We start from the raw sequence: 25,083 nt of genomic DNA on the forward strand, positions 1-25,083 counted from the left end.
GTCATGCCGGTGCACCGCCCGCACGCTGGATGGCGTACGGGACCAGATGCCGGTAGCCGCGGACCGCGACCCGGCGCAGCCGGTGGATCGTGTACGCCGCGTGGCCGTCCAGCGCGGCGGCCAGTTCGCGGTCGGCGAGGACCCGGCCGGGCTTGCATTCCGTGGTCAGGCGGGCGGCCAGGTTGACCACCTCGCCGTACACGTCGCCGAGCCGGATCAGGATCGACCCGTACGCGAGCCCGATCCGCAGCTCGGGCAGCTCCGGGTCCGCGCTGACCGCGTCCTGCAGCGCCAGCGCGACCGCGGCACCCTGCGCGGCAGTGTCGGTGACGAACAGGACCTCGTCGCCGATCGACTTGATCACCCGGCCGCCGTTCTCCGCGACGACGTCCGCGGCGGTGCCCTCGAAGCGTTCGATCAGCTGGCCGAGCTCGATCTCGGTCAGCCGCCGGGTCAGTCGCGTGTAGCTGACGATGTCCGCGAACCCGACCGCACGGACGCCGCGCGCGAGCTCGTCCGACCCGGCCATCGCGCGCCCGGCGGCCGCGGCCAGGTGGCGGCGCCAGACGTACGTCTGCAGGCGCTCCATGGCCGGCAGCAGCAGCGCGGCGACCTCGATCGACTCGTCCGCCGACAGCTTGGAGCCGCCGAGGAACTCCAGGAACATCGCCGACTGCCAGGACGCCAGCCGGGACTGGGTCTGGCCGAGCTTGCGGGCCAGCGACGACTCCATCTCGGGCTCGATGAACCCGTCGTCCTCGAGCGCCGCGACCAGCCGCAGCGCCTCGACGTCGTCGTCGGTGAACGCCACCTCGTCGTCGGGTACGGTCGCGAACCCGAGCGCGTGCCACATCCGCTCGGCGCGCTCGGTGGAGATCCCGGCCCGCTCCGACACCTGGACGCGGGTGAACTTCCGCTCGCCACCGAGCAGGGTGCGCTCGAACTCGCGCTGGACGCCGGCGAGGTCAGGGTCAGGAGCCACCGCGGCGCTCGGCAATGGTGGCGTCGATGGCGTCCCGGAACGCGGGCAACCGCCGCGTCAGGTCGTCGAACTTCTCCCGGGTGAAGTGCAGCAGCTGCAGCCGCGACTTCGCCGTGACAGTTGCCGTTCGCAACGTGTTCTTCCGGACCGCGACCTCGCCGGCGATGTCGCCCGGCCCGAGCTCGGCGATCTCCTCGCCCTTCTCCCGGACCGCGGCGGTGCCGCTCAGGATCAGGTACGCCGCGTCCGGCGGCGTCTGCTCCAGGATCAGCGACCAGCCGGCCGGCACCGAGACTTCCTCGCCGGCCCGGAAGATGTCCCGGATGTCGCGTCCGGACAGATCCGCGAACAACGGCAGGTCCCGCGGGGACGTCCTACCCAGTGCCACGTCGATCCTCCTCGTCGCGCTGATGTTTCCAGTCGGTAACTCTAACGGCTGGACGCCGCCGGGGTCATCCGGTGGCCGAAATTCGGCGGTGGGCCGACCTCCGGGTCGTCCGTTGCCCACTGCACGTATCCGTCCGGGCGGACCAGGATCCGGGGCGTATCCGGCTCGTCCAGCAGCACGTGCCGCCCGGCGCGGAGCCGTTCGGAGACCGTCGTACCGTCGCTCAGCGTGAGGTCCGGCATCCGGCGGCCGACCAGCGCGTGGTCGCCCGGCGCGTACGCGAGGCCGATGCCGGAGATGACGCCGGCCAGCCGGCGGTTCGCCTCCGGTACGGCGAGCAGGTCGGCGAACGTGTCGCGCAGGCAGGCGATGTCGTCGTCCGGCACCATCAGCACCCCCTGCGCGCGGGTGTTCGCCAGTACGGCGGCACCGGCCGGGTGGCGTTCGTCGTGGTAGCTGTCCAGCAGGCTCTCGTCCGCGTCACGGCGGACGACCGCGCCGAGCTTCCAACCGAGGTTGAACGCGTCCTGCAGGCCGAGGTTCATACCCTGGCCACCGGTCGGGGAGTGGATGTGCGCGGCGTCCCCGGCGAGGAAGACGCGGCCGTCGCGGTACCGCTCCGCCTGGCGGGCGGCGTCGGTGAAGCGCGAGGCGTGGCGGAGTTCCCGCAGTACGACGTCGGCGCCGTACCAGGCACGCAGCGCGGCGGCGACCTCGTCGTGGGTGACAGGCTGATCCTTCGGGAGGTGTTGCTGTTCTGGGCCTGTGAAGAGCGCGCGGTGTACGCCGCCGTCGAGTGGGACGAGGGTCATCACGGCGCCGTCGCGGGGTACGAGTTCGGGGAGTTGCCAGTCGGGTCGTACGCCGGACACGACCACGTCGGCGACCACCGCGGTGAATCGACCGTCGCGGCCGGGGAAGCCGATGCCGGTGCGGGTGCGTACTGCGCTGTGGGCACCGTCGCAGCCGACGACCCAGTCGGCGCGGATCGTCGTGCCGTCGGTGAATGTGGTGTCGACGCCGTCCTCGTCCTGGTGCAGGTCGATGAGCTCGAGGCCGCGGCGTACGTCTTGGTTGGCTTCGAGGAGTTGTTCGACGCGGAGCTGTGGAATCCCAAGCTGGTAAGGGAATCTGGTGTCGAGGGCGGTGTAGTCGAGCGGGACGCCGGCGAAGTGGCCCGCGGGTAGCCGCGGGGAGTCGAGCAGGTCGCCGAGGAGGCCGCGGGAGTGCAGGATCTCGATCGAGCGCGGCTGCAGGGTGAGGGCCTTCGACTGGCCGGAGCGTTTCGTCGCCTTGTCGACAATCTGCACGTCCGCGCCGGCGAGGGTCAGCTCGGCGGCGAGCAGCAGGCCGGTCGGGCCGGCGCCTACGACGAGTACGTTCATGCGAGCAGGTCGTTCTTGCGCGAGTAGATCATCATGAAGCCGTAGAGCAGGACGAACAGTACGATCCACTGGACGGTCGTCACGCCCGGGACCGCGTCGAGCGGGAGCGCGTACGCAATCACCACGCGGACGACCGCGTCGAACACCAGGCCGACGCCCCAGACGGCGGTCACCAGCCGGATCCCGTGCCGGAAGCGCGGCTCACGATCCCACCGGCTCGCCCAGACCTCGCCGCCACCCTTACCCCGCTTGGCCTCCGCGATCCCCCGCCCCATCGCCAGCAACAAAGGCTTGCCGAGGGCAACAGTCCCGAGCATCCACAGCCCACACAACGCGGTGATCACGCCATCCTTGGCCAGCAACATCCGCGGACTGTGCATCGCGAGCGAGGCGACGGTTCCGGTCACCAACGCCACAATCACGAACACCGCCATCCAGTCGACCCGCCGCCCCCGCACCGCCGACCAGACCGTCCGCCCCACCGGAACCACAGACCCCGCCAACGTCGCCCCCACAACCCCCACCCCAGCCCGCCGCAACCCGTAAAACACCACCAACGGCACCACCAAATCCACCACCACCGGCCCCAAAACAGCCCCCCACCGAGCCTTCGATTGAACCCCCGACTGCTCCACCGCCGCGGGCGCTGGTGCGAGAAGTGCCGCCTGCCGCTCCGCGGAGGTTGGCACGCGATCCACCCCCGCCCGCAGCACGGCATCCTCCCGCCCCGCGGGAACTGGCGGGCGGTCCACACCCCCACGCGGTACAACGCTCTCCCGCTCCGCGGGGGTTGGCTCGTGACGCGGCGCCTGTCGTCCAGTGGGGGCTGGTGTGCGGTCCACCCTCGCTCGCGGCGTGGCGTCGTCCCGCCCTGCAGGGGCTGGTGGGCGGGTGACGTCCGCATGCGGCTGGGGGCTCTTCGGGAGCGTGGGGGTTGGTGGGCTGGTTGTCGTCTCGTGTGTGGCGGGGGTTGGGTCCGCGGCGCGTGCGGCGTGGGTTGCCGGGGTGGTGTTCGGCTCGGGGTGGTTCATCGGTCGTTCCGGGTGGCTTGGTGGAAGAGGTTGGTTAGTTCTTGGGCGGCGTGGGTGGGGGCGGTGCCGGCTACCAGGCGGGTGGCGAGGGAGTCGATGGCGGCTCGGAGGGTGTGGGCCATCAGGAGGGGGTCGAAGGGGCGGAAGACGCCCGTCTGCTGGCCCTCCTCGAACAGGAGGGTCAGGCGGGCGACTGCGGCGTCGGCCTCCTCGGTCGGGACGGGAGTGCCGGAGAAGACGATCTGCTGGACCGCGCGCACGTGATCGGGGCGCTCCGCGATGAACTCGACGTTCGAGCGGATGTACGCCGCCAGCTTCCCGTCCGGGCCTTCGGCCGCGTCGATCGCGGGACGCATCCGGGCCGCAGCGTCCTGGGTCACCCGGCGCAGCACCTCGGCGAGCAACTCGTCCTTCGTCGTGAAGTGGTACGAGATCAACCGCTTGCTGCTCAACCCGGCCGCCTCGCAGATCGCGTCGTACGACGTCGCGCCGTACCCCCGTTCCGCGAGCACGCCGATCGTCGCCGCGACGATCTGGTCCCGCCGGGCCGCCGTACCGCGGCTCCGCTCCGTGCTCTGTTTTATCCGCATGAGTAAAAATTACCCACCCGGATAAAACTTCGTCAAGCCCGCGACCCGTTGACCTCCTCGACGCGCCCGGTTACGGTGACCCGGAAATCGATTTCTCACCCCTGCTCCACCGCCCGAGGAGACCCAGATGCGGAAGCGATGGTTGTTGGTCATCCCTGCCCTGATCGCGGCGTCCGTGATACCCGCCGACCGCTCGGCCCCCGCACAAGCAACCACCGTGCCGTCCCCCGTCGACCGCGTCGCCAAGCTCACCGGACCGCAGTCGATCAACGACACCGAGGCGCGGTTCGCGCTGAAGGCGACCGACCTCGGCATCCTCTGGGACAACGGTTCCGGGCAGATCCTGACCGCGTTCGGCGACAGCTACGGCAGCGGCTGGACCGGCCCGGGCGGCGGTGCCGGCGACCAGGCCACGATCGACTGGCGGTGCAACCTGCTGCTCCGCAGTACCGACCACAACCTCGCCGACGGGATGTCGTTCGACTCGGCCGCCGAGGACCGGCCCGGTCACGCCAAGGAGTTCCTGCCCTGCAAGAAGATCGACCGCGACGAGCACACGGTGATCCCGACCGCCGGCGTCTCGGTCGGCCACCGCCAGTACGTGCAGTACATGTCGGTCAACTACTGGGGACCGCCCGGCAGCTGGTTCACGAACTACTCCGGCTTCGCGTACTCCGACGACAACGGCGAGACCTGGACCAAGGACGCCGGCGCCCGCTGGCAGAACACCAAGGCCTGGGACGACAACTTCCAGATGACCGCGCTGACCAGGAGCGGTGGATACGTATACATGGTCGGTACGCCGAACGGCCGCTTCGGCAGCGCACACCTCGCCCGGGTCCCCGAGCAGCAGGTCCTGCAGAAGAAGGCCTGGCGCTACTGGGACGGCCGGACCTGGTCACCGCGGGAGGAGGCCGCCGTACCGATCGCATCCGGCCCGATCGGCGAGGTCTCGGTGCAGTGGAACGCGTACACCGGCAAGTGGCTGATGATGTACCTCGACGAGCACCGCGCCTCGATCGTGCTGCGCTCCGCCACCGACCTCACCGGCCCGTGGAGCGGCGAGCAGGTCGTTGTCAAAGGCACCGATTACCCCGGCCTCTACGGCTCCTTCATGCACCCGTGGTCGCAAGGCCCCGACCTCTACTTCACGATGGCGCAGTGGGATCCGTACAACGTGTTCCTGATGCACACCAAGCTCACCGACGACGGCAAGGCGACCAACCTGGTCAGCGATCCCGGCTTCGAGGCGCAGACCAGCGGTACGCCGTCCGCGCCCTGGCAGCTGAGCGGAACCGGCGGCATCGACCGCAACAACCTCTCGCACAGCGGCACCAACAACGCGTACGTCCGCGACTCGATCGGGACCCACCAGCTCCAGCAGACGGTCGCCGTACGGCCGAACCACCGGTACCGCCTGTCCGCCTGGGTGCGCACCGCGGAGAACAACTCCGAGACGATGCTCGGCGTCCGGACCCTGCGCGGCCGGACGATCGCGCAGCAGACCGGCGGCGCGCATCCGCAGTACACGCAGGTCAGCGTCGACTTCAACTCCGGACAGGAGTCGCTGATCCAGCTGTACGCCGGCTTCTTCGGGCACAGCCAGGACGTCTGGCTGCAGCTCGACGACGTCGTACTCCAGGAAATCGGCTAGGTACGGCGCCGGCGCCGGGTCCGTGAGGTCCGCCGGCGGACCGGCCGGCGCGGGCCGACCAGCCGCGGCCCGGCCAGCCGGTCTTCCAGGCGGCGGGCCTCACGGCGGATCGGCTGCGCGACGTACTCGCCGAGGATCAGCCCCGAGGCCAGCGCGACGCCGATCGCGACCGCGGTGGTGAGACCGACGATGCCGATCAGCTCGCCACCCGCGGTCAGTTCGTAGAGGCCCTTGTAGATCGTCAGGCCCGGCAGCAGCGGGATCGACCCGGCGACCACCACGACCAGCGGCGGTACGCCGGTCCGCCGGCCGCCGGAGTACCCGCCGAGGCCGACGACGAAGGCGGCCGCCGCGGTGGACCAGGCCGGGCCGAACGACGCCCTGGTCATCACCGTGAAGATCAGCGAGGCCAGCGCACCCATCACCGCGACCGGCAGCAGCGCACGCAGCGGCGCGTACGACGCGTACGCGAACGCGACCGCCATCACCGCGCCGGAGATCACCATCACCGGGAGGTTCGCCAACTGGATCGTCTGCGGCTCGATCCCGACCTTCAGCCCGAACCGCACCCCCAGCGCGAGCCCGAGCGAGACGCCCGCGATGATCCCGCCGGTGAGCAGCATCGCCTCGAAACTGCGGGCCGCCGCGGTCACGTAGTACCCGGTGATCGCGTCCTGGACGGCGCCGGTGAGGGCGATCCCGGCCAGCAGCATGATGATGCCCGCGGCAACGACCAGCGACGGTTTGACCGGCGCGTGGACGGCGTACAGCACCAGGGCGACCGCGGTCGCGACGAACGCGCCGGCGACCTGCTGGTAGAACGCCGGCAGCCGCTGCCGGTTGAACCAGCGGTTGTTCAGCTCGATGCCGATCGCGGTCAGCACCGCCACCAGCGTGATCAGCCAGCCGCCGCCGAGCAGCAGCGTCGCGCCGCCGGCCATCACGCCCCAGGCCAGCACCGCGGTCCACCGCGGGTACGGCGGTCCCGCGGACGTCAGCCGGGCGAGCTCGCGGGACGCGTCCTCGCGGTTCAGGTCGCCGCGGGCGAACCGCCGTACCAGCCGGTCGACGTCGGTCAGCCGGGAGAAGTCCTGCGAGCGGTACCGGACCAGCCGGATGTGGGTCTCCGGCGCGACGTCGGGCGCGGCCTGGTACGAGACGGCCATCGAGGTGAACGTGATGTCGACCTCGCACCCGCGCAGCCCGCCGGCCGCGGTGACGCCGAGGATCGTCGCGGTCGCGTCCGCCGTACCGGCGCCGCTGGACAGCAGCACCTCACCGACCCGCAACGCCAGGTCGATGGTGGCGTAGACCTCCCGCTGCTCGTCAGGCTCCATCGAGCAGGCGATGCGCCATCGCGAGGTCGGTGATCAGGATGTTGACCCAGCCGCCGAGCAGGGCCGCCCGGATCGCGGAGTACTTGCGTTCACCGCCGGCCACGCCGATCCGGCGCGGCACCGCCAGCAGCTCCTTCGCGGTCACCCCGATCACCCGTTGGTCGAACGTCGAGCGCACCAGCTTCCCCTCTTCGTCGAAGAACCGGAAACACACGTCCCCGACGGCACCGAGCCGGCGCAGCTCGTCCTGGTCGGCCTCCGCGACCGCGTTGCCGCTGCGCTGCAGCAGCGGCGACGGTTCCAGGCTGCCGATCCCGACCAGGGCGTCGGTGAGTTGTCCCCAGGTGCCCAGAACGTCCCGGACCGACACGTCGTTCATCATCGCCCGGCGGACGGCGGGGGTGCCGACCAGGCCGGGCGCCGGCAGGTAGACCGGCATCCCGCCGGTCAGCTCGGCGAACCGCGCGGTCAGCCGGGTGGCCTGCATCTGGACGGCGGCGTCGCCCAGGCCGCCGACGATCTGCACCACCTTGTCGACCACCGGCACGCTCTTGCGCGGCATCCGGTCGACCGCGGAGATCAGCGTCTCGCTCCAGGACGAGATCCCGACCACGTGCCCGCCGGTCAGCGTCATGTCCAGGTACGCCGCCGCGCCCGAGCCGAGCGCGGGCAGGACCTCGTCGCCGGCACTGTCCACGACGACCGCGTCGCGTAACCCGTACCGGCCCTGGAGCTCGTCCTCGAGGTCGCTGTGCACGCCGCTCGGCATGGTCACCACGGTGTGCACGATGCCGACCTCGACGGCCTGCTTGAGCATCCGCGAGACCCGCGCCTGGGACAGGTTCAGCTCGGCGGCGATCTGCGGTTGCCGGATGCCCTTCTCGTGGTACATCCGGGCCACCTTCGCAAGCAGCCGCAGCTCGTCCAGCCCCGGCTGGCGCACCGCGCGGTTGCTGTTCACGACACCCCTCTCAACACGATCAAACTGGACTATAGGCAGATGTAGACCCTCGGTGCGCCACCAACATCGGGCAATGGACTCTCCGGCGTGTCCCGGGTGCCGGTCGCCACCACCGAGCCGTCGCGTGGATCGACGATCGTGTAGCCCAGCGGCACGGTCTCGTCGAACACCATCACCGGCCCGCCGTTCTCGCGGTACACGATCAGGCCGCCGTCCTTGGTACTCAGCGCCCGCCCCGAAATCACGCGGGTCCAGTCCGGCGTCATGTCGGTGGTCGGGAGGCCGTCCAGGATCTTGCCGAGCATCCCGACGTACGTCGAACCCTCGAAGCCGAGCGCCTCCCGCCAGCCCGCGCCCGGCGCGAGGAAGTACTCGGAATGCCCCGGCTCGTCCGGGTGCAGGCGCCACTGCCAGAGGCTGCCGGCGCCGTAGACGACCCCCATCGTGCCGCCCGCGCACAGGTTGCTCCACGCCTCGTGCCCCTGCCACCAGCCCTCGGCGACACCGGTGCGGCCGGTGTGCTCGTACGTCGGTTCGCCGTTCGCGACGGCCTTGACCGGGTCGTTGCGCCACATGTCGGCGACCCGCTCCGGGACGTGCTCGCCGGTGTGGCCGGTCTGGCACCACTGGAAGTCGAGCCAGTCGGCGTCCTGGTGCGCGGCCGGGCGGATGTGCGGGCGGTAGTGGATGCCCGTCGGCTGGTGATAGCAGTCCGTCGCGTGCACCTCCTCGCCGCCCGCGACGATCTGCGGTTCGGTGCCGGAGCCGTCCGCGCCGACCAGATAGATCGCCGGCTGAGCGCCGTACCGGGCGACGAGGTAGCGGCAGTAGGCGGCATACTCTTCCGGCGGCACCACGCGACCGGAGACGTCGAGGCCCTTCCAGCCGAAGCCGTGGAAGACGGGCTGGAGGACCGGGACGATGCCGTGGTCGACCAGGATCCGCAGCAGCTCGTCGAGGTAGTCGAAGTACTCGAAGTTCATCTGCGTGAGATGACCGTCAGGCAGGTCTTCGAACGCGACCCCGAACCCTTCGTCAACAGTCCGATCACGCGACCCGACCGCACGCATGTCCGGTTGCACCGTCATCAGCAGGACCGCATTGAAGCCCTTGGACTGACGATCAACGGCGTACTCGCGCACCTGGTCGGGAGTGGCCCGCCACGGGAGCGCCCACGCGGTGTCGGCCACCAGCACGGCGGGGGTGCCGTCCGCATGGACGAGACTGCGCCCGCCGGGCGACATCTTCCAGAACCCGTGGACGTAGAACGGATTCGTCTCACCCGCAGCCGCGGGCTGCACGTCCAACTCCCCCGACGCGTCCCCATCAACCCACCGCCACCGCCCGGCAACCGGCGCCGCAAAACGCACCTTCCGCCCGGCGCCGTCCGCGCCCACCTCGCCCCCACCGCTACCCGCGGCCGACCCGCCACCCCCGCCGGGGACCGGGGAGAGGCTATTACCTCTTCCCGGTCCCGGCCGCCTCTCCCCGGCACCGCCCGCCGTCGCGGCGGAGTCAAGGAAGGTGGGGCGACGGAGGCGGCGTCCGGATTCGTGGGTGAAGTCGACCCAGGCGGACGTTGCCGGGAGCTCGAGCTCGTGCCAGACGGATGAGATGGACATGACACTCCCGGGATGCTGGTTGCCGTTAGGCTGAGTGAGAGAAGAACACACACGTGCTCTGGGGTCGGTGAAATTCCGAGCCGGCGGTGACAGTCCGCGACCCGTGACTTCGCAAGAAGGAGCGGTTGACCTGGTGGAACTCCAGGACCGACGGTGAAAGTCCGGATGGGAAGACGCACGTGGCAACCGCACGTCCCGAAAACCGGGGCGTGAGGTCTGTCGTTGCCCCGGAGTGCCAGGCCGAGAGGACAGCGATTGTGAACACAGTGACCAGCCTGGACACCATCGAACACGCCGTCACCGAGATCGCCGCCGGCCGCCCGGTGGTGGTCGTCGACGACGAGGACCGCGAGAACGAAGGCGACCTGACCTTCGCCGCCAGCCTCGCGACTCCCGAGCTGATGGCGCTGCTCGTCCGCCACACCAGCGGGTACGTCTGCGCGCCGACCACGTCCGCGGTGCTGGACCGGCTCGAGCTGCCGCTGATGGTGCCGGACAACCAGGACAGCCTGCGGACGGCGTACACGATCTCGGTGGACGCGGCGACCGGTGTCGGTACCGGCATCTCCGCCGCGGACCGGGCCCGGACCGTCCGCGTACTGGCCGATCCCTCGGCGCAGCGCGCGGACCTGATCCGGCCCGGCCACATCCTGCCGTTGCGCGCGGTCGACGGCGGCGTCCGGGAACGCCCCGGCCACACCGAGGCCACGGTCGAGCTCGTCCGGCTGGCCGGTCTGCCGCCGGTCGGCGTGATCGGCGAGCTGATGAACGACGACGGCACGCTGATGACCGTCACGGACCTGCGGGCGTTCGCCGACGCTCATGGCTTCGCGATGATCACGATCGCCGACCTGGTCAGGTACCTGTCGTGACCAGCTTGCGGGCCGCGTCGGCGATGCCCTCGGCGGACAGCCCGTACCGGTCCAGCAGGTAGCCGGCCGACCCGGTGGGCGCGAACTCGGGGATCCCGAGGATCGTCACCCGGGCCGGGTGCCGCTGTACGACGGTCTCGGCGACCGCACCGCCGAGACCGCCGCCGGTCACCGCCTCCTCGGCGGTCACGATCCCGGCCGTCTCCCGTGCCGCCGCGACCACCGCGTCGGTGTCCAGCGGCTTCACCGTCGGCATCGACAGCACCCGCGCCGAGATCCCTTCCGCGGCCAGCAGTTCGGCCGCGGCCAGGGCTCGCCACAGCACGGTCCCGTTGCTGATCACGGTCACGTCGTTGCCTTCGCGGACCGTGATCGCCTTGCCGAGCTCGAAGGTGTAGTCCTCGGAGTACACCTTCGGCACGCTCATCCGGCTGACCCGGATGAACACCGGGCCCTCCGCGGCGGCCGCCCAGCGCAGCGCCGCGGCGGTCTCGATCGGGTCGGCCGGGACGATGATCCGGATCCCGGCGATCGCCCGCAGCCAGGCGATGTCCTCGATCGAGTGGTGCGTCGGGCCGAGTTCGCCGTACGCGACGCCGGGGCTCATCCCGCAGAGCTTGACGTTGGTGTTCGAGTACGCGACGTCGGCCTTGATCTGCTCGAGCGCGCGGGCGGTGAGGAAGCAGGATGCCGCGGACACGAACGGGATCCGGCCGCCGTTGGCCAGCCCGGAGGCGACGCCGACCATGTCCTGCTCGGCGATCCCGACGTTGATCAGCCGGTCCGGGAAAGCCTTCCGGAAGCTGTTCAGCTTGCTGGACCCGACCGAGTCGTTGACGACGCCAACGATCCGGTGATCGGCCTCGGCCAGCTGCGCGAGCGTCTCGACGTACGCGTCCCGGCAGTCGTAGCGCGGCTGGTCGGCGATCGAACGGGTCTCGAGGACGGTCATTTCAGCTCCTTCAGGGCCTGCTGGAACTCAGCGGCATCGGGGACGCGGTGGTGCCAGGCGACGTTGTTGCTCATGAACGAGATCGGGTGCCCCTTGTGGGTGTGTGCGATCACGAAGGTGGGCTTGCCCGGCCGGAACGGGACCGCGGACAGCACGTCGAGCAGCTCGCCGTGGTCGTGCCCGTTCACCTCGACGACCGCGAACCCGAACGCGGCCGCCTTCTCCGGCAGCGGGTCGAGGTCGTTGGTCTCCTTGGTGGTCGCGCCCTGCTGCAGCCGGTTCCGGTCGACGATCACGGTCAGCCGGTCCAGCTGGTACTGCGAGGCCGCCATCATCGCCTCCCAGTTCGACCCCTCCTGCAGCTCGCCGTCCCCGACCAGGACGTACGTACGCCGCAGTGAGACGTCGAGCTTCGCCGACAGCGCGTGCCCGACGGCGACCGGGAGACCGTGCCCGAGCGGTCCGGTGTTCGCCTCGACGCCGGCCACCTTGTTCCGGTTCGGGTGCCCGTTGAGCGCGGACAGCGGTTTCAGGAACGTCGAGAGTTCTTCCACCGGCAGGAAACCGAACGCGGCCAGCGTGGTGTAGAGCGCGCCCGCGACATGGCCCTTGCTGAGGATGAAGCGGTCCCGCTCCGGGTCGTTCACGGTGTCCGGCGTGATGTCCAGGACCGCGCCGTACAGCGTGGCCAGGATGTCGATCGCGGAGAAGTCGCCGCCGATGTGGCCGGCGCCGGCGTGGTGGACGAGCTTGAGGTCCTGGATCCGGATCTGCTTGGCGGCCTCCGCGATGTGCGCGATCTGCTCGGTGCGGCTGCTGTGGACCGGCAGCCGCCCGAGCACCGGCAGCGTCGCGTGCTCGGCGGTCAGCGTCATACGATCTCCGCCATCGAACTCAGCAACACCTTCTGTACCAGCTTCTGCGCCGCCAAGGCGTCGTGCGACGCCTGCGCGGCGGCCAGCGCGTCGTCGTCCAGTACGTCGAGCGCGTGGTGGATCGCCTTCAGGAACGTGATCGCCTGCTTCGCGGCCTGGACACTGTCCTCGCGGAACGGGAACTGGTCGAGCTGCCACACGCCCTCCCAGTTGTTCCGGCGCAGCGTGTGGAAGAACTCGAATGTCTCGACCAGGTGCACCGAGCCGACGACCATGTCGTCGTCCCAGCCCTTCATGTTGTCGTTGACGTCGATCGCGAAGAGCCGGTTGTAGTCGATCGCCAACTGCGCCGCGTCGGCCGGCGTCTCCTGGCCGTACAGCGAGTGGCCGAAGTCGAGCAGGATGCCGAGGTTCGGCAGCCCGATCTTCTCGATGCCGAGCAGCGTCCGGGCGACGTTCGGGAAGATGATCTTCACCCGCGGCTCGCGCGGCTTGTACTCGATCACGAAGTTGATGTCCGGGTGCGCCGACACCAGCTCCTTGAGCCCGTCCAGCGCCAGGTTCCAGATGTCGTGGTAGTTCACCTGGAACGGGTAGTCCCAGCCGTCCTGCCCCGGCCACAGCTTCACGTACGAGCAGCCCAGGTCCTTCGCCAGTTCGGTTGCCTGGTGCAACAGCTCCAGGGCCTGCTTCCGTACGGCGGGGTCCGGGTTGGTGAGCGATCCCTTGACGAAGTCCTTGGTGTAGATCTCCGGGGTGATCGCGATCGCCTTCAGGTTGTTCCGCCGCAGCGCGGCCTTGACGTCGTCGAGGGTCCCGTCGTACCCGGCGAACGGCCAGTTCAGGTCGACCACCGAGAGGTCGCCGACGGCGCCGGCCCGGTCGATCTGCTCGAGCAGCCCGACGGGTTCGCCGTACCCGTCGGTCGCGTAACGGTCCTTGTACGTGGCGAAGTGCCAGATGCCCGCGCCGAAGACCGGCATGTCAGTCATATTCGTTGGTCCTATCCTTTGAGGGAGCCGGCGGTGAGCCCGCCGACGATCCAGCGCTGGAGCAGGGTGTAGGCGATCAGGATCGGCACCACGGCAATCAGGATGCCTGCCGCGAGGCCGGTGTTGTTGTTGGCGAACTGGCCCTGGAAGTTCAGCAGTCCGACCGGGATGGTCTTGTGCGCGTCGGAGTTCAGCAGGATCAGCGCGAACAGGAACTCGTTCCAGGTGGCGACCGCGTCCAGGATCGCCACCGTGACCAGCGCCGGCACGGACAGCGGCAGGATCATCGTGAAGAACACCCGCCAGTCGCCGGCGCCGTCCACCTTCGCGGCCTCGATGATCTCGTCCGGGATCTGCCGGAAGAACGACTGCAGCACCAGCACCTCGAACGGGATGCCGAACGCCAGGTACGGCCCGATCAGCCCGAAGATGCTGTCGGTCATCCCGGCCGAGCGCATCATGATGAAGACCGGGACGATCGTGATGTAGATCGGGATCGTCAGGCCGAGGAACACCGAGAACATCACGGTCCGGCGGAACTTCATCCGGAGCTTCGCCAGCGCGAAGCCGAGCATCGCCGAGAACAGGACGCCGAGCGGGACCTTGATGACCGCGAGGATCAGGCTGTTGCGGTACGTCGTGGCGAAGTTGCCGATGCCCCAGGCGTCGGAGAAGTTCTTCCAGGTGAAGTCCGCCGGCCAGGAGAGTGGGCCGTTGCCGATGAAGTCGGAGAGGGGGCGTACGGCGGTGATGACCAGGAGGGCCAAGGGCGAGATCCAGAAGAGGGCTATTACTGCCAGGACGAATGTGGCTACCAGGCCTCGGTGCCCTTTAGGCCCAGGACTGGTGGAGTTGGTGGTGTCCAGGTGCAGGTCGACCGGGGCTTGGGCTGTGAGGGTCATGTGGCCTCCCTGGTTTGGGAGCGGACGTAGGGGATGCCTACCGCGATGGCTACCAGCGTGATTACCACGGCGATCGCGGTGCCGTAGCCGGCCTGGTAGTACTGGAAGACGTTGAAGTACATCCAGGTCCCCATCACCTGGGTCGACGTACCGGGGCCGCCGTACGTCATGGCGTAGATGAGGTCGAAGACCTTGAACGAGTCGATCAGCGAGAGCGCCAGGACGATGTAGTGCGCGGGTCGCAGGCTGGGCATGGTGATGTGCCAGAACTGCTGCCATTTCGTCGCACCGTCGACGGTGGCGGCCTCGTACAGCTCGTTCGGGATGCCCTGCAGGGCGGCCAAGTAGAGCAGCATCGGGAAGCCGGTCCGCAGCCAGATGGCCGGCACCATCACCGCCCAGAGCGCGGTCGAGTCCTGCCCGAGCCACGCCTGCGCCAGCCCGTCCAGCCCGATCGCCCGGAGCGCCGAGTTGATCGCGCCGTACTGCGGGTTGTACAGCCAGCCCCAGATGCTCGCGATCGACACCAGCGGCAGCACGGCGGGCGTGTAGAAGACCAGCCTGAGGATCGGCTTGCCGTGCACCTTGCCGTTCAGCGCGATCGCGAGCAGCAGGCCGATGACGGTCGGGACCGCGATCGTGACCACGGTCCAGATCAGGTTGTTCTTCACCGCGGTCACCACGACCGGGTCCTGCGGCAGCTTGAAGTAGTTGCTCAGGCCAACGAACTTGTACGAGGCGCTCAGCCCGTCCCAGTTGGTCAGGCTGAACCACAACGACGACAACGCCGGGTACACCAGGAACGCGACGTACACGCCGAGGGCGGGGACGGCGAACAACCAGGGCGACCAACGGCCACCGCGTTTGAGTGCGACTGTGCCGGCCATGCGCTCAGCTCTTCGCCCAGGCGGAGACGATGTCCTGCATCTTCTTCGCCGCCGCGTCCGGCTGGACCGAGCCCTGCAGCAGGTCGCTCTGCACGCTGAAGTACTGGTCGGCCTGCTTCTTCGGGAACGCCTGGTCCTGGATCGTGTAGAACCCGTTGTTGCCGTACTTCTTCGACCACTCCGCAGACAGCGGCAGTGTCTTCGGGTCCGGCTCGGCGCCCTTCACGGTGGAGGCGGTGACGTTCATCGCCTTCTGAGTCTCGGGCTTCACGATGAAGTCGATCAGCGCGGCCGCCTTGTCCGCGTTCCCGGTCTTGGCGTTGACCATGTAGCCCTCGACGAAGCCCGAGTGCCGGGCCGGCGTCTTGTCGGTCGGCAGTTCGAAGTTGCCGAACCCGGACGGGCTCTTCTTGGCACTCAGGATCGCGCCGGCCTCGGTCCACTGCCCGGCGATCGTGTACGCCGTCTTGCCCTGCACGTACCACGGCTCGACGTCGGACGGATCCAGGCCGAGCGCGCCTTGCGGCAGCCACTTCTTGTCCTGCCACTTCTTGAACAGGGTGAACGCCTCGACCACCTCGGGCCGGTCCCAGCTCTCGGCGCCGGTCAGCAGCTTGTCGTGCAGGTCCGGCCCGGCGGTGTGCTCGAGCAGGTACTCGAACAGCCGCATGATGTCCCAGCCGTACTTGCCACCGAGCCCGCACGGCGTGACACCGACAGCCACCAGTTTGTCGTTCACGGCCTCGAGCTCGGCGTACGTCGTCGGCGGCGCACTGACGCCGGCCTTCGCGAACAGCGACTTGTTGTACCAGGCACCGAGCCCGAGCTGCACGAACGGTACGCCGGACTTCACGCCGTCGAAGGTCATCCCGGTGATCGCGGTGGTGTTCAGCTTGGAGTCCCAGCCGAACTTGTCGTAGTACTTGCCCAGGTCCAGGGCCTGCTTGGCCTTCGCGAACGGGCTGCCGATCTGACCGCCCCAGATCCGCCAGACGTCCGGGCCCTTGCCGCCGAGCAGCTCGGTGCGGAGCTTGTCCGGGTACACCGCGGCGCCCGAACCGGGCAGGCTGTCGACGGTGGTCGTCGTACCGTTCTGCTCGTCGAACTTCTTGATCTGCGCCTTCAGCAGGCCGATCGTCGAGTCGTCCTCGTAGGTGAACAGGCGCAGGTTGTTCGACGCGGCACCGGTGGATCCGCTGCTGGTCGACGTACCACCGCCCGTGCAGGCAGTGAGACCGGCGCCGAGCGCGGCGGCGGACGTGAACCCCAGGAAACCTCGACGGGTGATCATTGAGCACTCCTTTGGCGGGCGAAACGGCGGATCTTGGCGAACATGTCCGCCAGCAGGAAGCGGACGTCGACCTGCTCGCAGACGTGGATGGGGTTGTCGGTCCCGGGCAGGTACCAGCCGTCGACACCGAACCGCGGCGCCGGCTGGACCCGCATGTCCCCGCTGCGGGGATAGAGCATCAGTGCGATCGCGGGCGAGTCCCCCAGCGACCGCGACTCGATCGGTTCCCCGTGGTACGTCGCGTTCCACTCGACCAGCTGCTCGATCAGGTATTTCCCGAGCGGGCCGGCGTCGCCGATCTGCTCCTCGAGCTCGGCGTAGCTCACCGAGACCTTCGTGTACACGTCGCTCGGCACCTGCCAGACCGTCATCCCGGAGCCGAACACCACGTTGGCCGCGTGGATGTCGTTGGACAGGTTGAACTCGATCCCGGGGTACGTCTGGTACCCGCGGTAACCGCGGCCGCCGATCCAGATCACCACCACGTCCCGGTGCACCAGCTCCGGGTCGAGCAGGATCGCCGACGCCATGTCGGTGAGCGGACCGAGGAACGACACGAACAGCGGGTCGTCCTTCGAGGCCAGCTTGGACTCCTCGATGATCAGCCGGGCGCCGGGCGAGTCCAGCGGCGTCCGCTCGTCGGGGATGCCGGTGGTCGCGCCGTTCGCGACCGTGACCTTGCCGGTCAGGTCCATCAGGTCCAGCAGCAGGTCGATCTCCGCGCGGGACTCTTCCATGCTCCGGTCCGACCGGCGGGTGCCGAAGTGCGCGGGAATCAGCCCGCGGACGTCGAAGGTCGGCGACAACAGTCCGTGCACGATCGCGAACTGGTCGTCGGCCTCGTTCTTGGCATCGGTGTTGATGATCACCCGGCGTCTACTCGGCTTCACGCTTGACTCCCACCTCGGTGCGAATAGATATTCAATAGTGCATAACGTGTCGCCCTGAGTGTCACCACGGCGCTAGAGTCCCGTCAAGACCTCAGTTGAAACTTGGAGGGCCGATGCTCCAGGCGGTACTCGCGATCGATCAGGGCACCACCAACTCGAAAGCAGCCCTGATCACCGCCGACGGATCAGTCCTCGCCACCGGCTCGTCCCCCGTCGCCCTCTCGACCCCACAACCCGGCTGGGTGGAACAGGACGCCGAGGACTTGTGGCAGAGCACGCTGAAGGCGGTGCAGGCCTGCTTGCTTCCTGAGATGGAGATCGTCGGGGTCGCGCTCTCGACCCAGCGCGAGTCCGTTGTGGGGTGGGATCGCTCCGGGCATCCCGTCGGGGCGGTCCTGGGATGGCAGGACGTTCGTACTAGTAGTTGGTGCGCCCAACTACCCGGTGCGGTTGACGAGCTGGTACGGCGGCGCACCGGGCTCCGGGTCGACGCGATGTTCTCCGCACCGAAGATGCGGTGGTTGCTCGACCGCTCCGACGCGTACGTCGGCACCGTCGACAGCTGGCTGATCCATCGGCTGACCGGTTGCCGCGAGCATCTGACCGACGCGGGGAACGCATCTCGTACTTTGCTGTACGACCTGATCTCCCTGGACTGGTCCGCAGAACTGCTGGAGGCGTTCGGGGTGCCACGCGGAGCGCTTGCGGAGGTGCGGCCGTCCGACGCCGGGTTCGGGTCCACGAAGGGCGTGCCCGGGCTGCCTGACGGGATCCCGATCGTCGCCGTACTCGCGGATTCGCATGCCGCGATGTACGGACAGGGCTGCACCGCGGCCGGGATGGTCAAGGCGACGTACGGCACCGGATCCTCGGTGATGACGCCGGTCGCGGAGTTCGTGCCGGGCGGCTGCACGCTCGCCTGGCTGACCGACCGCCCCGTCTACGCGCTCGAGGGCAACATCGTCTCCTCCGGCGCCGCGCTCGCCTGGACCGCGGACCTGCTCGGCCTCCCGGACGTCGGCGCGCTGATGGAGCTCGCGGCAACCGTGCCGGCGGCCGACGGCGTCGTACTCGTGCCGGCCTTCGCCGGGCTCGGCGCACCACACTGGGACCGCGAGGCACGCGCCGCCCTGACCGGCATGAGCAGCTCCAGCACCCGCGCCCATATCGCGCGCGCGGCGGTCGACGCGGTCGCGCACCAGATCTGCGACATCACCGACACGATCCCGGGCGATCTCACCACCCTCCGCGCCGACGGCGGTGCGACGGTCTCGGACCTGCTCATGCAGACCCAGGCGGACCTCCTCGGCGGCCCGGTCGAGGCGGCCGACGTACCGGAGATCTCCGCCCTCGGCGCGGCCGAACTGGCCTGGTCCACCCTCGGCGCGACCACGGACTGGTCGAAGGACCGCACATACCGCCGCTTCGAACCCCACCTCACCCCGGCGGTCCGCACCGACCGCCGCGCCCGCTGGTCAGCCGCCATCGCCGCCGCCCGGACCACCTGACACCACCGCCGCGAGCACCTGCCGCCTGCCGCGCGGCAGGACATAACGACAGGACATATACACCCAAAGCCGACCGCAATGGGCTTCGAGCAGGCTCAGGCCGAGAGCCGTCGGCGGACATGTCCTGTCGATGTGCACCCGTGCGCCTGGAGATCGCTTTCCGTTACAGGTTGACTGGATCTTTACGCCCACCTATGGTTGCGATCAGAATCTTGGAAAGCCCTTTCCAAGGGCGCCGGACGTGAGAGGCAAGACTGTGAACGAGCGACGCATCGGCATCGTGATGAACGGCGTCACCGGCCGGATGGGCCTGCGCCAGCACCTCGAGCGTTCCATCGTGGCGATCCGCGAGCAGGGCGGGATCCCGGCCGCCGACGGCACGATGATCATCCCCGAGCCGATCCTGGTCGGCCGGAACGAGCTGAAGCTGCGCAAGATCGCCGAGCAGTACGGGCTGGAACGCTGGACCACCGACCTCGCCGAAGCTCTGGCCGCGCCGGACGTCGAGATCTACTTCGACTCCCAGCTCACCCAGCTCCGCGAGAAGGGCGTCCGGGCCGCGGTCGAGGCCGGCAAGGCGATCTACTGCGAGAAGCCGATCGCGGAGAGCCTCGACGCCGCCGTCGACCTGGCGAAACTGGTGGTCGGGTCCGGGCTGAAGAACGGCGTGGTGATGGACAAGCTGTCGCTGCCCGGCCTGCGGAAGCTGAAGCGGCTGGTCGACGGCGGGTTCTTCGGCCGGATCCTGTCGGTGCGCGGCGAGTTCGGCTACTGGGTCTTCGAGGGTGACTGGCAGGAGGCGCAGCGGCCGTCCTGGAACTACAAGTCCGAAGAGGGCGGCGGCATCATCCTGGACATGTTCTGCCACTGGCGGTACGTGCTCGACCAGACGTTCGGCGCGGTCCAGTCGGTGTACTGCCAGGGCGCGACGCACATCCCGGCCCGGGTCGACGAGAGCGGCAACGAGTACGCCGCGACCGCGGACGACGCGGCGTACGGCGTGTTCGAACTGGAGGGCGGGATCGTCGCGCAGCTGAACTCGTCGTGGGCGACCCGGGTGTTCCGGGACGAGCTGGTCGAGTTCCACGTGGACGGGACCGAGGGGTCCGCGGTCGCCGGACTGCGGAACTGCCGCGTGCAGCACCGCTCGGCGACCCCGAAGCCGGTCTGGAACCCGGACATCCCGGCCACCGAGAAGTTCCGCGACCAGTGGGCGACGGTGCCGGACAACGAGCAGTTCGACAACGGGTTCAAGGTCCAGTGGGAGATGTTCCTCCGCCACGTCGTCGACGACGCCCCCTTCACCTGGGACTTCGTCGAGGCCGCCAAGGGCGTACAGCTCGCCGAACTCGGCCTCAAGTCCTGGCACGAAGGCCGCAAACTCCAGGTCCCCACCCTCGACCTGAAGGCGAACTGATGGCGCTCGAACTCCGCCTCCCGCCGAGCCTCACCACCTCCGGCGGCTCACCGGAGAGCGCGCACGGCGCGGGCGCTGGTCGCGCTCACCGCGCAGGCGCGGGGGCGGGTGGTGCTCACGACGCGGGTGCGGACGCGCGTGGCCCGCGCGGCACGGGCGCGAGTGTGGGTGGTGCGCATGGCGCGGGTGGCGCGCGCGGCACGGGCGCGAGTGTGGGTGGTGCGCATGGTGCGGACGCGGGTGGCGCGCAGGGCGCTGGTGCGGGTGGGCACGGCGCAGGGGTGTACGGCGCGGGTGGCGGGGTGCGTGGGGGCGGGGGTGGGCTGGAGACGTATCGGCTGGTCGGCCGGCCGGTTGCTGATGGCAACTACGCTCCCGCGAGCTCGCGGTTGGCGTTTGCGGCGGCTCATGTGGTGGGGGATCCGGTGGGGGACAACTCACCGGGGGCGCCGGCGGTGGTGGACTGGGAGCATACGCTGGGGTTCCGGCGGCATCTGTGGTCGTTGGGGTTGTCGGTCGCGGAGGCGATGGACACCGCGCAGCGTGGGATGGGGCTGGACTGGACGGCCACCCAGGAGCTGATCCGGCGGTCGGCGGCGGAAGCTCCGGACGGGCGGATCGCGGTCGGGGTCGGCACCGATCAACTTGCCGCTGGCAACCATTCGGTGGACGTCGTGATCGGCGCCTACGAAGAACAGCTCGCGGTCGCGGAGGCAGCCGGTGCGCGGCCGATCATGATGGCCAGCCGGGCGTTGTGCGCGGCGGCCGAGTCGCCGGACGACTACCGCAAGGTGTACGACCGCCTGCTCACGCAGTCCAGCCGTCCGGTCATCCTGCACTGGCTGGGCCCCATGTTCGATCCCGCTCTGGAAGGGTACTGGGGCAGCAGCTCGTTCGACTCGGCGTGTGCGTTCGTCGTGGACCTGATCAACGACAACACCGCGAACGTCGACGGGATCAAGATCTCGTTGCTCGACGCGTCGAAGGAAGTTGCTCTACGCAATCAGCTTCCGGACGGCGTACGGCTCTACACAGGTGACGACTTCAATTATCCGGAGCTGATCCGCGGTGACGGCGAGCGGCACAGTGACGCACTGCTCGGCATCTTCGCCGCGATTGCCCCGGCTGCTGCAGCTGCCCTGAGTGCCCTGGACCGTGGTGATGCGGCGACCTACGAGCGGGTGTTTGCGCCTACGGTTCCCCTTGCTCGGCAGATCTTTTCGGCGCCGACGTACTACTACAAGACCGGGATCGCCTTCCTCGCCTGGCTGAACGGGTTCCAGCCCGGGTTCACGATGGTCGGCGGGCTGCAGACCGGGCGGTCGTTGCCGCATCTGGCGGACACGTTCCGGCTGGCGGACCAGGCCGGCGTACTGACGAATCCGGAGCTCGCCGTCGACCGGTTCCGGCAGCTCCTCCGCGTCGGCGGGATCGACGCATGAACCGGTACAGCCTCAACCAGGCGACCACGAAGTACTGGCCGCTCGAGGATGTCGTCGGCGCCAGCGCGAAGGCCGGGCTGGAGTGGGTCGGCCTGTGGCGCGAACCGATCCAGGAGTACGGCGTGGAGAAGACCGCGAAGCTGGTCGCCGACGCCGGCCTGAAGGTCTCGTCGCTGTGCCGCAGCGGCTTCTTCACCTCGGCCGACGCCGCCGAACGGCAGGCCAGGATCGAGGACAACCGCCGCGCGATCGACGAGGCCGCCACCATCGGTACGCCGGTCCTCGTCCTGGTCAGCGGCGGCCTCCCGCCCGGTTCCCGGGATCTCGACGGCGCCCGCGCGATGGTCCGCGACGGCATCGCCGAGCTGGCGCCGTACGCCGCCGAACGCGGGGTCACGCTGGCGGTCGAGGCGCTGCACCCGATGTTCTGCTCGGACCGCTGCGTGGTGTCGTCGCTCGGCGGCGCGCTCGACCTGGCCGAGCAGTTCCCGGTCGAACAGGTCGGCGTGGTCGTGGACGCGTACCACCTGTGGTGGGACGCGGACGTGTACCGGCAGATCGAACGGGCCGGCGCGCGGATCGTCTCGTACCAGGTCAGCGACTGGGTGGTACCGCTGCCCGCCGACACGTTGCTCGGCCGGGGCATGATGGGCGACGGCACGATCGAGCTCCGCCGCCTCCGCGCAGCCTGCGACGCCGCCGGTTACGACGGCCCGATCGAGGTCGAGATCTTCAACCAGCAACTGTGGGACTCGCCGGGTCACGAGGTGTTCGACCTGGCGTACGCGAGGTATCAGGAACACGTCCTCTAGAAGGAGTTGCCTGTATGACTGACCGGACCATCCCCGCCGACGGTATCGGGATGCACCTGTACACGATGCGAGACGTGCTGGCCCAGGACTACCCGGGGACGCTGAAGCGGCTTGCCGGGATCGGGTATCGGACCGTGGGGGTGAGTGGGCGGTTCGAGCACAGCGCGGAGGAGATCCGGGGGTTCGCGGACGACGCGGGGCTGGGGATCGTGCTGGAGCATGTCGGGTACGCGCGGATGAGCGACGACTGGGCGGGCGCGCTGGCCGACGTACGGACGCTCGGTGCGCAGTGGGCCGTCGTACCGTCGATTCCGTCGGAGCTGCACTCGGTCGAAGGGTTCAAGACCGCGGCGGCCGCGTTCGCGGAGGCCGGCAAGGCGGCGCGGGACGCGGGGCTGAAGCTGCTGTTCCACAACCACGGGCACGACTTCGACGAGGTGGACGGGCGGGTGCTGTATGACATCCTGCTGGACGTCGACCCGGAGCTGCTCGGGTTCGAGCTGGATCTGTACTGGGCGGTGGACGGCGGGCACGACCCGGCGAAGCTGTTCCAGGAGCACCCGGGCCGGTTCCCCGCGCTGCACGTGAAGGACATGGCCGAGGACGGCTCCTGGGAGGACGTCGGCGCCGGCAAGCTGGACTTCGGCGCGATGTTCGCGCACGCCGAGTCCGGTGGCGTACAGCAGTATCTGGTCGAGCACGACAAGCCCACGGACGCCTGGCACTCAGCTGAGCGGAGCTACCGCGGCCTGACCGAACTGCGGTACTGACGCCTGTGACAACAAACGCTTAACCGGGTCAGCTGTGGATACGGCTGCTCACCGCGGGTGAAATCGGCCTATTCTCGACGGGTGCAGAACGAGCCCGCGGTCCGGCTGTCCGCCGTCCGGCGCCTGTACGAGGTGAGCGCGCGGATGGGCGCCGGGCGCAGCCTTGCCGAGACGCTGCAGGCTGTCGTCGACGGTGTCGTGGACGGGCTCGGGTTCGGCATCGCGGTGCTGAACCTGCGCTACCCGGACGGCAAGTTCGAGGTGATCGCGGTGGCCGGGTCCCCGGAGGCCCGGGCCGCGCTCCTCGGGCGGGTGAGCGCGGCGGACCTGTTCGACGCGGAGTTCGCGATCGCGGACGTCTGGGGCAAGCTGCGGTTCGTGCCGCACGAGCGGCTGCCGGAGGGCGAGGTGACCGGCTGGGTTCCCGACGTACCGGTGTCCGACGCGCCGGACGCGTGGCATCCGCTGGACGCCCTGTTCGCGCCGCTGTACTCGTCCGAGGGCGAGCTGGTCGGGATGCTCTCGGTCGACCTGCCGGAGGACCATCGGCGGCCGGGGCCGATCCACCGGGAACTGCTGGAGATCTTCGCGACCCAGGCCGGCGTGGCGATCGACAAGGCCCGGCTCACCGATCAGCTGCTGGCCGAGAAGACCCGGCTGGAGGCCAGCGAGGCGACGTTCCGGCTGGTCTTCGAGGGCGCCGGGAACGGGATGGCGACGATCGCGTTCGACGGGCCCGACCTGGGCCGGATCCTGCGGGTGAACGACGCGTTCTGCCGGATCACCGGCTACACCGCGGACCAGCTGGTCGGCATGCGGCTGGTCAGCTTCCTGCGCGACGACGAGCCGGAGCAGACCCGGACCGAACTGGAGGAAGTTGCCGCCAGCAACGGTACGTACCGGTTCGAGCGGGTGTTCACGCAGCCGAGCGGGAACGCGATCTGGCTCGGCGGTACGGCGTCCCTGGTCGAGCAGGGCGCCGGGCAGTCGCGGATCCTGCTGGTGCAGATCGACGACGTGACGGCCCGCAAGGACGCCGAGCGCAAGCTCCGGCACCACGCCGCGCACGACCCGCTGACCGGCCTGCCGAACCGGCGGCTGCTGCAGCAGAGGTTCGCGAAGGTCCTGGCGCAGACCAGGTTCACGGGCCGGCCGGGCGCGCTGCTGTTCTGCGACCTCAACCACTTCAAGCTGGTCAACGACAGCTACGGGCACGAGGCCGGGGACCACGCGCTGCGCGAGATCGCCACCCGGCTCAGTACGGCGGTCCGGCACGGCGACACCGTGGCGCGGCTCGGCGGCGACGAGTTCGCCGTACTCGCCGAGGACATCACCGGGGACGACCTCGACACGCTGATCACCCGGCTGGAGGACGCGGTCAGCCGGCCGCTGCCGGACATCGACATCCTGGTCACCACCAGCGTCGGCACGGTCCCGATCACGCCCACCACCAGCGACCTCGATGCGCTCCTGCACGAGGCGGACCAGGCGATGTACGTCGCGAAGAAGAACCGCTCGTAGGA

General features: G+C 69.3%; 23 protein-coding genes and 1 riboswitch. Of the genes, 8 read left to right on the forward strand and 15 right to left on the reverse strand.

The genetic code is table 11. The annotated features are described in order from the left end of the window. Position 1: 1 nt before the first annotated feature. The 5 genes from ACQHIV_RS28505 to ACQHIV_RS28525 are packed head-to-tail and all read right to left on the reverse strand — an operon-like array spanning position 2 to position 4,376. Entirely contained in the window at positions 2-982 is a 981-nt protein-coding gene (locus ACQHIV_RS28505) for an adenylate/guanylate cyclase domain-containing protein (protein WP_427886779.1), read from the reverse strand. Beyond that, entirely contained in the window at positions 972-1,370 is a 399-nt protein-coding gene (locus ACQHIV_RS28510; RefSeq protein ID WP_167203823.1) for a cyclic nucleotide-binding domain-containing protein, read from the reverse strand. The genes ACQHIV_RS28505 and ACQHIV_RS28510 overlap by 11 nt, the downstream gene beginning before the upstream one ends. Positions 1,371-1,411: 41 nt before the next feature. Continuing rightward, complete coding sequence (locus ACQHIV_RS28515) at positions 1,412-2,755, reverse strand: FAD-dependent monooxygenase (protein ID WP_427886781.1); 1,344 nt, start codon at positions 2,753-2,755, stop codon at positions 1,412-1,414. After that, positions 2,752-3,786 (reverse strand): VC0807 family protein, encoded by a 1,035-nt coding sequence (locus ACQHIV_RS28520; RefSeq protein ID WP_427886783.1) that lies wholly within the window; start codon positions 3,784-3,786, stop codon positions 2,752-2,754. The genes ACQHIV_RS28515 and ACQHIV_RS28520 overlap by 4 nt, the downstream gene beginning before the upstream one ends. Further along, on the reverse strand, positions 3,783-4,376 hold the full coding sequence (locus tag ACQHIV_RS28525) for a TetR/AcrR family transcriptional regulator (protein WP_427886784.1): 594 nt from the start codon (positions 4,374-4,376) through the stop codon (positions 3,783-3,785). The genes ACQHIV_RS28520 and ACQHIV_RS28525 overlap by 4 nt, the downstream gene beginning before the upstream one ends. A gap of 127 nt (positions 4,377-4,503) precedes the next feature. On the opposite strand from ACQHIV_RS28525, the gene ACQHIV_RS28530 reads away from it, so the two are divergent. After that, the gene (locus ACQHIV_RS28530; protein WP_427886785.1) at positions 4,504-6,030 is read left to right on the forward strand and encodes a DUF4185 domain-containing protein; all 1,527 of its coding nucleotides are present in this window, start codon (positions 4,504-4,506) and stop codon (positions 6,028-6,030) included. Here ACQHIV_RS28530 and ACQHIV_RS28535 read toward each other — a convergent pair. From ACQHIV_RS28535 to ACQHIV_RS28545, 3 genes are read right to left on the reverse strand one after another with little or no spacing between them, the layout of a single operon-like run. After that, entirely contained in the window at positions 6,027-7,367 is a 1,341-nt protein-coding gene (locus tag ACQHIV_RS28535) for a threonine/serine ThrE exporter family protein (protein WP_427886786.1), read from the reverse strand. The two genes, ACQHIV_RS28530 and ACQHIV_RS28535, sit on opposite strands and share 4 nt — an antisense overlap. Then, the gene (locus ACQHIV_RS28540) at positions 7,357-8,328 is read right to left on the reverse strand and encodes a sugar-binding transcriptional regulator (RefSeq protein WP_427886788.1); all 972 of its coding nucleotides are present in this window, start codon (positions 8,326-8,328) and stop codon (positions 7,357-7,359) included. Before ACQHIV_RS28540 ends, ACQHIV_RS28535 begins: the two co-directional genes overlap by 11 nt. A 29-nt stretch (positions 8,329-8,357) precedes the next feature. Further along, on the reverse strand, positions 8,358-9,629 hold the full coding sequence (locus tag ACQHIV_RS28545; RefSeq protein WP_427886790.1) for a DUF4038 domain-containing protein: 1,272 nt from the start codon (positions 9,627-9,629) through the stop codon (positions 8,358-8,360). A 370-nt stretch (positions 9,630-9,999) separates the two neighbouring features. After that, positions 10,000-10,133: riboswitch (FMN riboswitch) on the forward strand. Between the two features lie 74 nt (positions 10,134-10,207). Here ACQHIV_RS28545 and ribB point away from each other — a divergent pair. Next, positions 10,208-10,822, forward strand: a complete 615-nt coding sequence (ribB, locus tag ACQHIV_RS28550) for a 3,4-dihydroxy-2-butanone-4-phosphate synthase (RefSeq protein ID WP_427886791.1) — start codon at positions 10,208-10,210, stop codon at positions 10,820-10,822. On the opposite strand, the gene ACQHIV_RS28555 is transcribed toward ribB, so the two are convergent. Genes ACQHIV_RS28555 through ACQHIV_RS28585 form a run of 7 tightly spaced genes read right to left on the reverse strand, consistent with a single transcriptional unit; the run spans position 10,806 to position 17,611 of the window. Further along, the gene (locus tag ACQHIV_RS28555; RefSeq protein WP_427886793.1) at positions 10,806-11,774 is read right to left on the reverse strand and encodes a transketolase family protein; all 969 of its coding nucleotides are present in this window, start codon (positions 11,772-11,774) and stop codon (positions 10,806-10,808) included. The two genes, ribB and ACQHIV_RS28555, sit on opposite strands and share 17 nt — an antisense overlap. Next, positions 11,771-12,649, reverse strand: coding sequence for a transketolase (locus tag ACQHIV_RS28560; protein WP_427886795.1), 879 nt, complete (start codon positions 12,647-12,649; stop codon positions 11,771-11,773). The genes ACQHIV_RS28555 and ACQHIV_RS28560 overlap by 4 nt, the downstream gene beginning before the upstream one ends. Beyond that, positions 12,646-13,641, reverse strand: a complete 996-nt coding sequence (locus tag ACQHIV_RS28565) for a sugar phosphate isomerase/epimerase family protein (protein ID WP_427886797.1) — start codon at positions 13,639-13,641, stop codon at positions 12,646-12,648. The genes ACQHIV_RS28560 and ACQHIV_RS28565 overlap by 4 nt, the downstream gene beginning before the upstream one ends. A gap of 11 nt (positions 13,642-13,652) precedes the next feature. Continuing rightward, positions 13,653-14,543 (reverse strand): carbohydrate ABC transporter permease, encoded by an 891-nt coding sequence (locus tag ACQHIV_RS28570; RefSeq protein WP_427886799.1) that lies wholly within the window; start codon positions 14,541-14,543, stop codon positions 13,653-13,655. Continuing rightward, the gene (locus tag ACQHIV_RS28575) at positions 14,540-15,430 is read right to left on the reverse strand and encodes a carbohydrate ABC transporter permease (RefSeq protein WP_427886801.1); all 891 of its coding nucleotides are present in this window, start codon (positions 15,428-15,430) and stop codon (positions 14,540-14,542) included. The genes ACQHIV_RS28570 and ACQHIV_RS28575 overlap by 4 nt, the downstream gene beginning before the upstream one ends. A gap of 4 nt (positions 15,431-15,434) precedes the next feature. Beyond that, the gene (locus tag ACQHIV_RS28580; RefSeq protein ID WP_427886802.1) at positions 15,435-16,721 is read right to left on the reverse strand and encodes an ABC transporter substrate-binding protein; all 1,287 of its coding nucleotides are present in this window, start codon (positions 16,719-16,721) and stop codon (positions 15,435-15,437) included. After that, a complete protein-coding gene (locus tag ACQHIV_RS28585; protein WP_427886804.1) occupies positions 16,718-17,611 on the reverse strand; it encodes a nucleoside hydrolase in 894 nt (297 codons plus the stop codon). The genes ACQHIV_RS28580 and ACQHIV_RS28585 overlap by 4 nt, the downstream gene beginning before the upstream one ends. Positions 17,612-17,724: 113 nt before the next feature. On the opposite strand from ACQHIV_RS28585, the gene ACQHIV_RS28590 reads away from it, so the two are divergent. The 6 genes from ACQHIV_RS28590 (at position 17,725) to ACQHIV_RS28615 (ending at position 25,081) form a co-directional block, all read left to right on the forward strand. Further along, on the forward strand, positions 17,725-19,119 hold the full coding sequence (locus tag ACQHIV_RS28590; protein WP_427886806.1) for an FGGY family carbohydrate kinase: 1,395 nt from the start codon (positions 17,725-17,727) through the stop codon (positions 19,117-19,119). 241 nt (positions 19,120-19,360) lie between these two features. Beyond that, positions 19,361-20,536, forward strand: coding sequence for a Gfo/Idh/MocA family protein (locus ACQHIV_RS28595; protein ID WP_427886808.1), 1,176 nt, complete (start codon positions 19,361-19,363; stop codon positions 20,534-20,536). Then, positions 20,536-21,978 carry a dihydrodipicolinate synthase family protein gene (locus ACQHIV_RS28600; protein ID WP_427886810.1) on the forward strand — a complete coding sequence of 481 codons (1,443 nt, stop codon included), beginning with the start codon at positions 20,536-20,538 and terminating at the stop codon, positions 21,976-21,978. The genes ACQHIV_RS28595 and ACQHIV_RS28600 overlap by 1 nt, the downstream gene beginning before the upstream one ends. Next, positions 21,975-22,790 (forward strand): sugar phosphate isomerase/epimerase family protein, encoded by an 816-nt coding sequence (locus ACQHIV_RS28605; protein ID WP_427886811.1) that lies wholly within the window; start codon positions 21,975-21,977, stop codon positions 22,788-22,790. Before ACQHIV_RS28600 ends, ACQHIV_RS28605 begins: the two co-directional genes overlap by 4 nt. A gap of 14 nt (positions 22,791-22,804) precedes the next feature. Further along, positions 22,805-23,560 (forward strand): sugar phosphate isomerase/epimerase family protein, encoded by a 756-nt coding sequence (locus ACQHIV_RS28610; RefSeq protein ID WP_427886813.1) that lies wholly within the window; start codon positions 22,805-22,807, stop codon positions 23,558-23,560. Between the two features lie 81 nt (positions 23,561-23,641). Continuing rightward, positions 23,642-25,081 (forward strand): diguanylate cyclase domain-containing protein, encoded by a 1,440-nt coding sequence (locus ACQHIV_RS28615; RefSeq protein WP_427886815.1) that lies wholly within the window; start codon positions 23,642-23,644, stop codon positions 25,079-25,081. Positions 25,082-25,083 lie beyond the last annotated feature (2 nt).

Source organism: Kribbella polygonati (assembly GCF_050320105.1).
In the GTDB taxonomy this organism is placed as follows: domain Bacteria; phylum Actinomycetota; class Actinomycetes; order Propionibacteriales; family Kribbellaceae; genus Kribbella.